General features: G+C 76.1%; 9 protein-coding genes. 4 read left to right on the top strand and 5 right to left on the bottom strand.

Annotated elements, in window-relative coordinates; all coding sequences use genetic code 11:
• The coding region (locus GT045_RS02890) for a beta-galactosidase domain 4-containing protein (RefSeq protein WP_237538306.1) at positions 1 to 1,002 on the top strand (1,002 nt) is incomplete at its 5' end.
• 31 nt (positions 1,003 to 1,033) lie between these two features.
• Positions 1,034 to 1,690, top strand: coding sequence for a TetR/AcrR family transcriptional regulator (locus tag GT045_RS02885; protein ID WP_161333183.1), 657 nt, complete (start codon positions 1,034 to 1,036; stop codon positions 1,688 to 1,690).
• Between the two features lie 19 nt (positions 1,691 to 1,709).
• Here GT045_RS02885 and GT045_RS02880 read toward each other — a convergent pair whose 3' ends face one another.
• Entirely contained in the window at positions 1,710 to 3,431 is a 1,722-nt protein-coding gene (locus tag GT045_RS02880) for a DUF2264 domain-containing protein (protein WP_345942532.1), read from the bottom strand.
• 173 nt (positions 3,432 to 3,604) lie between these two features.
• On the opposite strand from GT045_RS02880, the gene mmuM reads away from it, so the two are divergent.
• Entirely contained in the window at positions 3,605 to 4,534 is a 930-nt protein-coding gene (gene mmuM, locus GT045_RS02875; protein ID WP_161333181.1) for a homocysteine S-methyltransferase, read from the top strand.
• Between the two features lie 15 nt (positions 4,535 to 4,549).
• Here mmuM and GT045_RS02870 read toward each other — a convergent pair whose 3' ends face one another.
• The 4 genes from GT045_RS02870 to GT045_RS02855 all read right to left on the bottom strand — a co-directional run bounded on the left by GT045_RS02870 (position 4,550) and on the right by GT045_RS02855 (position 8,931).
• Positions 4,550 to 6,118: a carboxylesterase family protein gene (locus GT045_RS02870; protein ID WP_202526951.1), complete on the bottom strand. Its 1,569-nt coding sequence runs from the start codon at positions 6,116 to 6,118 to the stop codon at positions 4,550 to 4,552.
• Positions 6,119 to 6,965: 847 nt separating this feature from the next.
• Entirely contained in the window at positions 6,966 to 7,241 is a 276-nt protein-coding gene (locus tag GT045_RS02865) for a hypothetical protein (RefSeq protein ID WP_345942531.1), read from the bottom strand.
• Positions 7,238 to 8,101, bottom strand: coding sequence for an isocitrate lyase/PEP mutase family protein (locus GT045_RS02860; protein WP_161333180.1), 864 nt, complete (start codon positions 8,099 to 8,101; stop codon positions 7,238 to 7,240). The genes GT045_RS02865 and GT045_RS02860 overlap by 4 nt, the downstream gene beginning before the upstream one ends.
• Positions 8,102 to 8,340: 239 nt before the next feature.
• Positions 8,341 to 8,931, bottom strand: a complete 591-nt coding sequence (locus GT045_RS02855) for a membrane lipoprotein (RefSeq protein WP_161333179.1) — start codon at positions 8,929 to 8,931, stop codon at positions 8,341 to 8,343.
• Between the two features lie 189 nt (positions 8,932 to 9,120).
• Between GT045_RS02855 and GT045_RS02850 the strand changes: the two genes are divergently transcribed.
• Positions 9,121 to 9,747: a VOC family protein gene (locus tag GT045_RS02850; RefSeq protein ID WP_161333178.1), complete on the top strand. Its 627-nt coding sequence runs from the start codon at positions 9,121 to 9,123 to the stop codon at positions 9,745 to 9,747.
• The last annotated feature ends 59 nt before the right edge of the window (positions 9,748 to 9,806 follow it).

The raw sequence follows: 9,806 nt of genomic DNA, 5'->3' as shown, positions 1-9,806 counted from the left end.
CTGCCCGCGCCGCCGCCCGGCGCACCGGCCGGCGAGGCCCACTGGACGGTCCGCGCGGTGCTCGCGGCCGGCACCGCGTGGGCGCCGCAGGGCCATGTGGTCGCCTGGGGCCAGCTCCCGGCGGCGAAGCGTGTGCCGCCGTACACCGCGGCGATCGCACGGCCCGTCGCCGCCGACGGGGTGCTCAGGCTCGGCCCAGGCGTCTTCGACGCCCGCACCGGCGCCCTGCGGGCCATCGGTGACGTCACCGTCCGCGGTCTGCGGCTGGACGTGTGGCGGGCCACCACCGACAACGACGACGGCGCCCCCTGGCAGCCGGACCTCCGTTTCGGCCCGCTGTGGCGAAGGCTGGGCCTGCACCGGGTGCAGCACCGGCTGGACGCGGTGGAAGCCGGCGAGGACGGCCTGACGGTCCGCACCCGGGTGGCGCCCGCCGGCCGGGGGACGGGCCTGTCGGCGGTGTACCGCTGGACGTCGGACGGAGACCGGCTCCGGCTGACCGTCGGCACCGTGCCCGAGGGGGACTGGACGGTCCCGCTGCCCCGCCTCGGCGTCCGCTTCGGGCTGCCGGCGGCCGAGCGGGTGGAGTGGTACGGCGGCGGTCCGGGCGAGGCGTATCCGGACACCAGGACGGCGGCCGCGGTCGGCCGCTGGCGGTCGACCGTGGAGGAGCTGCAGACGCCGTACGTCCGGCCCCAGGAGAACGGCGCCCGGGCCGACGTCCGCTGGGCGGAGCTGGGCGGCCTGCGCGTCGAGGGCGACCCCGCGTTCTTCCTCACCGCCCGCCGCTGGACCACCGAGCAGCTGGACGCGGCGGCCCACCGCACGGACCTGGTGCCGGGTGACACGGTCTGGGTCAACCTCGACCACGGCCAGCACGGCATCGGGTCCCAGTCCTGCGGCCCGGGTCCGCTGCCGCGGTACCACCTGGCGGCCGAGCCCGCGGAGTTCTCGTTCGTCTTCTCCGTGCCCGCCACCGCGACGGCTCCCCGGGTACTTTAGGGTTCCCCCAGGCAGCCAAGGAGGTGGGCGGGTGGCCCGGGCGGGACTGAGCGTGGAGCGGCTGGTGACGGCCGCCGCCGAGATGGCGGACGAGGTCGGTTTCGACCGCGTCAGCGTCTCCGCGCTGGCCCGGCGCTTCGGGGTGAAGGACGCCAGCCTGTACTCGCACGTCCGCGGCCTCCAGGACCTGCGGACCCGGCTGGCGCTGCACGCGGGCGGCGAGCTGATCGACCGGATCGCGGCGGCCGTGGCCGGGCGGGCGGGCAAGGAGGCGCTGACGGCGTTCGCCGGTGCCTACCGGGCTTACGCCCTGGAGCACCCGGGCCGGTACGCGGCCACCCAGATCCGCGTCGACCGGTCCCTGATCGCGGACTCCCCCGAGCTGCGCCGCACCGCGGAGATCACCTACGGCATGCTGCGCGCGTACGGCCTGGCCGAACCCGACCTGACGGACGCGGTGCGCCTGCTGCGCAGCACGTTCCACGGCTACTGCGTGCTGGAGGGCGCGGGCGGCTTCGGCGCGGACCGGGACGTGCGGGCCTCCTGGGACAAGGCGGTCGACGCCCTGCACATCACCCTCGAACACTGGCCGCGCGAGGGCGAGAGCGAGAGCGACGGCGAGACCGACGGCCGCGCCACCGCGCCCGCCGCCACCGCGCCCGCCGCCACGGCGGCGCGCCGGGACTGACGCGAGGCGCGTCGGGTGCTCACCTCGGTACCACCGACCAGGACGAGCCCGCGGACCGCCCGGCCGTCGCCGTGAACCGGAAGACCGCGTCCGGGCCCGCCGCCCAGCTCACCCGCACCTCGTGGCCCCCGTCGGCCTCGCGCACGGCCACGGAGACCAGCTCGGCCAGGGGCGGGGCGTCCGGATCCCCGGTGAGGCGCGCGAGCGCCACGAAGAGGGTCGGCCCGTCCGGCCCGGTCACCCCCGCCAGCTCGGCCGACAGGCCGGCGGCCGGGAGGAGTTCGGCCCGCACGCCCTCCCCCGCGGGCCAGCCCGTGACCCGCACCGGCGTCCCCGGCGCCGCGCCGGCCACCAGATGGGCGCGCACCTCGACGGCGCCCCGGACGGCCACCAGGCTGGTGACGGTGATGCCGGCCCGCACGGTGTGCCGGGAGGCGATCCAGCCCTCGCCCGTGCCGAGCGGCTCGATCTCCGTACGGCCCGGATCGCCCCCGACCAGCACGCTGTTGTCGTACGCCGGCAGGGGCGCGGTGGCGGTCGAGTAGGCGAGCCGGGTGTAGTACGGGTCCCACCGGACGTCCTCGCTGCCATGGTTGTGCAGCCGGACCACGCCGTCCGAACGGGTCGACTGCAGCAGCCAGTTGGGGGCGGGCAGGGGGTGCACCGCGTCGGCGCGGCCGGCCGGTGCCTGCTCCTCCCGTGCCGTCCACACCTCGTGTCCGGGCGGCAGCAGCAGGCCGAGGAAGCCCTTGCTCGCCCAGTACGGGGACGCGGGGCCCGAGTAGTCCTGCACGAGAGAGGGGTCGGAGCCGAGCCAGCCGAGTGGCAGCAGGCCGCGCTCGTCGACCGCGCCGCCGTCGAGGAAGTACCGCAGGGCGCCGGAGGCCAGGCGCCGCGTCTCCCCCGCCGGCAGGGGCGTGTGTCCGGTCAGCGCGCCGAGCCAGAGCGGGGCCGTCGTCGCGAACCGGTAGGTCAGGGAGCGGCCCTGGCGCAGCGGGGCGCCGTCGCCGCCGTAGAACCTGGCGTGGTCGGCGAGGTGGCGTGACAGCCGTCGGCCGTAGCGGGCGAGCAGTTCGCCGTCGTCGGACAGCCAGGCGTGCAGGACGGTGTACAGGTGCATGGCCCAGCCGTTGTAGTAGTCGAACTTGCGGCCGTCGCCGTCGGTGTACCAGCCGTCGCCGACGTACCAGTCCTCGATCCGCTCCAGCCCGCGGTCGATCGCCTCCCGGGCGGCCTCCTCGCGGTGGCCGGTCTCCGCGAGGAAGCCGCCGACGGTGACCGGGAACAGTTCCCAGTTGCACGGCCAGGGCCGGGCGGTGAGGGCGTCCGCCAGCCAGGCGGCGGTCCGCCCGCGCACCGCGTCGTCCAGCCGGTCCCACAGCAGCGGCCGGGTCAGCCGCAGGGCGAGCGCGACCGAGGCGGCCTCGACCAGCGGCTGCCCGCGGTCGGTGATCCGCGGCCAGACACCGCCGGGGCCGGCCGCGAGACCCTCGGCGTACCGGCCGAGCACGGTCTCGTCGCGGCGGAACGCGGCCAGCAGCAGTGTGCGGGCGTACCCCTCCAGGCCGTCGGAGAGGCGGCCGGAGCGGCTCACCCGGCCGCCGGGCAGGTGGTACAGGGCGCGGTCGGGGGTCGCGTACGGCTCGACGGCGGCCAGCAGGGCGTCGGCCGCGGCCTCCCAGTGCGCTCGGGTGTAGCCGGTGTAGGGGCTCGACGCGCGGTCGTCGGCGGGCAGTCGGATCACGGCGGTGGCCGTCCTTCCTCACGGGACCCGGGACGCCCGGGTCCGGCCGGACGCCCGGTCCGGCCGGGGCGTCCCTCGGCGAGTCCATCCCACCCCCGCCGCGGTGCGGGGGAAGGCCCTTTCCGTGATCTGCCCGGCCGGGTGTCCTCCGCTTCGACTAGCGTCGCCGTATGACCAGCGATCTCTCTCCCCGCCTCGCCGACGCCCTCGCCGCCGGGACGGTCGTGCTCGACGGCGGCATGTCCAACCAGCTGGAGTCGGCCGGACACGACCTGGGTGACGAGCTGTGGTCGGCGCGGCTGCTCGCCGAGCGGCCCGAGGCGGTCACCGAGGCCCACCTCGCGTACTTCCTCGCGGGCGCGAGCGTGGCGATCACGGCCGGCTACCAGGCCACCTTCGAGGGCTTCGGCCGGCGTGGCATCGGCCGTGCGGAAACCGCGCGGCTGCTCGCCGGCAGCGTGGAGCTGGCCCGCGAGGCGGCCCGGCAGGCCGTCGGCAGGGGCGTCGGACGCCCGCTGTGGGTGGCGGCCTCGGTCGGGCCGTACGGGGCGATGCTCGCCGACGGCTCCGAGTACCGGGGCCGGTACGGGCTGAGCGTCGCCGAGCTGGAGCGGTTCCACCGGCCCCGGCTGGAGGTCCTGGCCGCCGCCGCCCCGGACGTACTGGCCCTGGAGACCGTCCCGGACGCGGACGAGGCCGCCGCGCTGCTGCGGGCGGTGCGGGGACTGGGGGTGCCGGTGTGGCTGTCGTACACGGTCGACGGCCTGCACACGCGGGCGGGGCAGCCCCTGGAGGAGGCGTTCGCGCTCGCCGCCGACGCCGACGAGGTGATTGCCGTCGGTGTGAACTGCTGCGCACCCGGGGACGTCGGGCCGGCCGCGCGGATCGCGGCCCGGGTCACCGGCCGACCGGTCGTGGCCTACCCCAACAGCGGCGAGGGCTGGGACGCCGAGGCGCGCGCATGGCGGGGCCGTACGACGTTCAGCGCCGGCGAGGTCGCCGTGTGGCGGCAGGCGGGCGCCCGGCTGATCGGGGGCTGCTGCCGGGTGGGTCCGGAGGCCATCGCGGCGATCGCGGCGATCGCGGGGCCGACGGACTAGCGCCGGCGGCCCGGCTCAGCGGCGCAGGGCCTCCACCGAGCGGCGCAGCCGGCGCATCGCGGCGGCGACCTCGGCGCCGGGGGCGCGGGGTACGGCGGTGCGCGGGGGCTGCGGCAGGGTGGAGGCGGCCGACCACAGGGCGACCTCGGCGTCCCGGGGACCGTACGCGGTGTCCGGGACGCCGTCGTCGAAGATCCGTACCGGATGCCGCTCGTCCCACGCCTGCCAGCCGGGGTCACCGGTCGTCACGAACCGCACCCAGGCGTCGTGCATCGCGTCGCGCAGTTCCCGCGGGGCGCCCTCGCCGGCCAGCTTCCTCGATTCGGCCGAGTCCCCGGTGCCGAAGACGAACCCCAGCTCCAGGGCGTGGCAGGCGCCGAGACCGGGCAGCCGGGACGGCCACGCGAACTCGTACAGGTGGGAGCTGCCGGGGCGGGCGTCGGCGAGCCGGTGCAAGGGCACCCGCAGCAGGTGGTCGGTGACCATCTGGCCGACGATCTCGGCGGTGCCGGCGTCCGGGTGCAGGGTGCGGTAGCCGCGCGGGACGTCGTGGCTCGCGTGGCACCGGGCCATGGCCCCGGCCAGGGCGACGGCGCCGAGCCGGTCGATGCGCTCCAGCAGTCCGCCGGGCACCAGCCACAGCCGGTACTCGTCCCGGGTCCAGCCCATGAGGAGCCCGACGTCGCGGGCGGCGGCGCCCTCGGCCAGCGACTTCAGCGGGTCACGGGGCACGAGGTCGCCGTCCACGACGACACCGAACGCGGGGCCGCCCAGCACCGGACTGCTGAGGCGGGCCGCCTCGGCCTGGGTGCGCAGCAGCAGTCCGCGGTCGACGCCGGCGAACGCCTCGGCGGTGGCGGGGATCTTCAGCCGGGTCGCCATCCGGCGCACCATCCGCCGTACCTTGTCGCGGTCCGCGACCTCGGGCGCGCCGCTCTGCAGCACCGCCCGCCGGATCAGGCCCTGGGTGTGGGGCGCGGCGAGCAGGACGCCGGCGCTGATGGCGCCGGCCGACTGGCCGCACAGCGTGATCCGGCCGGGGTCGCCGCCGAAGGCCGCGATGCTCTCGTGCACCCAGTGGAGCGCGGCGAGCTGGTCGCGCAGGCCGGGGTTCGGGGGCGCGTCCGGGAACAGTCCGTAGCCCTCGACGCCCAGCCGGTAGTTGACCGAGACGCAGACGACGCCGTCGCGGGCGAAGGCGCTTCCGTCGTACACGGGCACCGCCGAGGAGCCCCTGGTCAGCGCGCCGCCGTGCAGCCAGACCAACACCGGCAGCCGGGCACCCGGTCCCGGCTCGGGGGTCCACACGTTGAGGTTGAGGCAGTCGTCGCCCGGGACGGCCGGGTCGGACAGGTACTGGGCGAACGCCTCGGAGTACGGCGGTTTCGGCGCGGTCGGCCCGAAGGCGCCGGCGTCCCGCACCCCGTCCCAGGGCTCGGGCGGCCGGGGCGGGCGGAACCGCAGCGGGCCGAACGGCGGGGCGGCGTACGGGATGCCCCGGAAGACCGCGACCCCGCGCTCGTACCGGCCGCGTACGGCTCCGTGCGGAGTGGCGGCCACGGGGCCCGTACGGTCTTCCGCCATCGCGCCCACCAGCCCTTCGTCGCACGCTTGCGGTGTTCATTTCAGAGCACCACATCCCCGGGAGGTATTCCGCCGCACGGGCCCCGGCTGTGGGCCGTTCGGCGTACTCCGGAGGCACGGGACGCCGGGCCAGGGGGCCTGGGCGACTGCGCGGGCGGTCGGCGTACTCGGGGCACGAACCGGACCGGGGGCCCGGTCGGCTGCGAGGGCCGTCGGCGTACCCGGGGGCACGGGGCCGGGCCAGGGGGCCTGGGCGACTGCGGGACGTCGGCGCCGGGGGCACGGGGCCGGACCGGGGGGCCTGGGCGACTGCGGGACGTCGGCGCCGGGGGCACGGGACGCCGGGCCCGGGCGATCGGTCGGCTGCCGGTACGCCGGGCGAGCGGGGCGCCACCCGCGTCCGGCTGCGTCCGGCGGCGTCCGGCTGCTTCCGGCTGCTTCCGGCTGCTTCCGGCGGCCGACTGCGTGACGTGCGCGGCGCGTCCGGCGGCCAACTGCGTGACGTGCGCGGCGCGTTCGGGCGGTCGGCGGTGACCCGGCGTACGCAAGATCGTTCGCCGGGCATGAAGCACACCACGCGTACCGCCGCGGCACTCGCCGGCCACAGTCGCCCTGGTCACCGCCTACGGCACGGCACACGCCGCCTGGCACACCCTCGCTCCCGGACAGCAGCGCGCCACCGTGGCCTCGCCCGCCGACGAGCACGACCCGAAGGAGGACGTCGAGGTCGACGAGAACGGCCGCCCCGACACCAGCGAGGACTGAGCGCGGCGCGTTCACCGGCACGACGACGGCCGGGCACCACCCGCACGGGGTGCCCGGCCGTCGTCGTCCTGTCCGGTCGCCGTCAGTCCTCCTCGGCCCGGTCGGCGGCGACGAGGGCCTGCACCACGTCCACGGCACTGCCGTCGTGATCGCTGCCGGCGGTGCCGCTGCCGGACTGCGCGTTGGCCGCGCGGTCGACCTCCAGGAACGAGTCGGTCTCCGAATTGTCGGTTCCCGTACGGGAGTTGTCGATCACGGTGACCAGGCTGCCGGAAGCCGACGCGGGTGCGGCCACGACTCCGAGGAGCGCGGCGGCGACCGCCGTGGCGATGCCCAGCCGGGGGGCGGCACCGCTCACACGCCCACGCCCTCGGGGGTGAGCCGGTCACGGGCGATGTTGCGCTCCAGCAGAGTGGTGGACGCCTTGACGCCGACCCCGCTCGCCGGATCGACCTCCGGCAGCCGGCCGTCGGCCGCCTTCAGGCCGGTGAGCGCGGAGTCCATGGCCTCATGGGCGGCGAACAGGCAGGGGGTGCTGTAGATGGCGACGTCCACGCCGAGATCGGACAGTTCACCGAGGGACAGCCGGGGCGACTTGCCGCCGGCGATCTGGTTGAACAGCAGCGGCTTGTCGCCGACGACCTCCCGGATCCGCTTGATCCACTCGACGCTGCGCACCCCGTCGACCAGCACCACGTCGGCGTCGGTGGCGGCCAGCATCTCGGCGCGGTGCAGGATGTCGTGCTCGTCGGTGGCGTCCGTACGGGCGACGACGACCAGGTCGTTGCGGGTCTCCAGGACCTGGTGCAGCTTCTCCAGGTACTCCTCCAGCGGCAGCACCTGCTTGCCTTCGGCGTGGCCGCAGCGGCGGGGCCGCTTCTGGTCCTCCAGGATCACCCCCGAGGCGCCGATGCGCTCCAGTCCTTCCACGACGTGACAGGCGACCTCGGGGTCGACGTATCCGTCGTCGATGTCGACCAGCAGGTGGTGGTGCGGGAAGGCTCCCCGCAGCCGCTGGACGAAGGCCACCATGTCCGGCCAGGCGATGAATCCGATGTCCGGCAGCCCGTAGTACGAGGCCGCGAAGCCGAAGCCCGAGACGAACATCCCGTCGTAGTGCTTGGCCGCGATCGACGCGGAGTACATGTCGTACACGCCGATCAGTGGTGTGGTCCCGGGCCCGGCGATGCGCTTGCGCAGCTTCTTACCGTAAGTCAAGGTCCGGCTCCTCCTGTGGGTGGGTGACGCGGCACGGGGTCGCCCGTCGCGTCTCGACGCCCTTTGCCAAGACAAGAGCATCTCTAGATAGTCACGTGACCTTCCACCTACGCGAGCTTTACTCACCTCAATGGGGTAACCGGTTCACCGCAGAAACGTCACTTGGCGGGCCGTCACACCCAGCCGGGCCCGCCGTCCGGGCGGACCGGGACGACCCGTCCCGACGGCGGGCGGACCGCTCAGCCGCCCTCGCCCACACTGTTGTCCGGCGCTCCGTCGCCGTACGAGGGCAGGTCGCCGCGCCGCACCGGAGCCGTCACCGCGGGGGCCGGCGGCAGGAAGCCGGCGAGTTCGGCCGGCGTGGGACGGCGGACGGCGTCGGCCGCCGCGCGGAGCACGCCGGCGGCCACCTTCTCCCCGCCGACGCGCACCACCTGGCCGTGCACCGGCGCCCGGCAGACCTCCCCCTCCGGGCAGTCGGCGGCGCTGCCCCGCTCGGCGTAGAGGCGCAGCACGGCGCCGCCCTTCGCCCAGTACGCGACGGAGAAGCCGTCGTCACCGTTCACGCCGACGGACTGCTGCGCGAGCGTGAAGCCCGGTACGTCGGTGATGTAGACGAGCTCCGGCGCGATGCCCAGCGCGCGCAGCCGTGCGTCCAGTTCGGCCCGCCCGGGAGCGGCCGAGGCAGACCCGGCCTCCGTGCCGCCCGCCCTCCGCCCGGCGCCCGCAGCCGCCCCGCCGCCGCCCTCGCCCGCCTTCCCGGTGCCGCAGGCGGCGAGCAGCACGGGCAGGAGCAGGAGCAGCGGCAGGGCGCGCACGGTACGGACCATGCGCCCATCGTGCCGCACGGGTCTTTCCGGGTACCGTACGGGCGTACCCCAGTGCCGCGCGGGGCGAATCCCGGTGCCGTACGGGCGTACCCCAGTGCCGCGCGGGGCGAACCCCGGTGTCGTACGGGCGTACCCCGGTGCGGCGCGGGCGTTCCGCCGGCCGGCCGGGATCGCGTAACCTCGCGCCCGATGAACGCCATTCCGCCACTGCTGGACCATCTCGTCCTCGCCACCCCCGACTTGGCGGCGACGGTCGCCGAGTTCGCACGGCGGACCGGGGTCACGCCGGCGCCCGGCGGGGTGCACCTCGGGCTGGGCACGCGGAACCACCTGGTCGGTCTGGGCGGCCGGAGCTACCTGGAGATCGTGGGACCGGACCCGGAGCAGCCCGAGCCGGCCGGGCCGCGGCCGTTCGGCGTCGACCTGCTGGCCGGCCCCGCCGTGCCGACCTGGGCGATCAGCCCGCCCGACCTGGACGCGGCGATCGCGGCGGCGCGGGAGCGGGGCCATGACCCCGGTCCGGTACGGCCGATGAGCCGTCGCACACCGGACGGCACCGTACTGCGGTGGCGGCTGACCGACGCCGGGGACGCCACGGGCCTGGTGCCGTTCCTCATCGACTGGGGCGATTCCCGGCACCCTGCCGCCTCGGGTCTGCCGGTCGCCCCTCTGCTGGCCGTATCCGCGTCGGCGCCGGACCCGCGACGGGTACGCGGTCCGCTGGCGGCGCTGGGCACCTCGCTGCCCCTCACCCCGGGACCGGCAGCGCTCTCCTTCACCCTGGCCACCCCGAACGGGCCGGTCCGCTTCGGCTGAGGACCCACGGGCCTCCCGCGCCGGAGCCGCCGGCCGCGCGCCGGTACGCGAGGGCCGCC

The sequence above is a fragment of the Streptomyces sp. SID486 genome (assembly GCF_009865385.1).
GTDB lineage: Bacteria > Actinomycetota > Actinomycetes > Streptomycetales > Streptomycetaceae > Streptomyces.
Note: the sequence above shows the minus strand (reverse complement) of the source record. Positions and strands in the feature narration are given on the sequence as shown.

Bases quoted from the DNA above. Each gene is read 5' to 3' on its own strand.
- mmuM (WP_161333181.1), top strand. From the start codon at position 3,605: ATGACCAGCGATCTCTCTCCCCGCCTCGCCGACGCCCTCGCCGCCGGG.
- GT045_RS02870 (WP_202526951.1), bottom strand. From the start codon at position 6,118: ATGGCGGAAGACCGTACGGGCCCCGTGGCCGCCACTCCGCACGGAGCC.
- GT045_RS02855 (WP_161333179.1), bottom strand. From the start codon at position 8,931: ATGGTCCGTACCGTGCGCGCCCTGCCGCTGCTCCTGCTCCTGCCCGTG.
- GT045_RS02850 (WP_161333178.1), top strand. From the start codon at position 9,121: ATGAACGCCATTCCGCCACTGCTGGACCATCTCGTCCTCGCCACCCCC.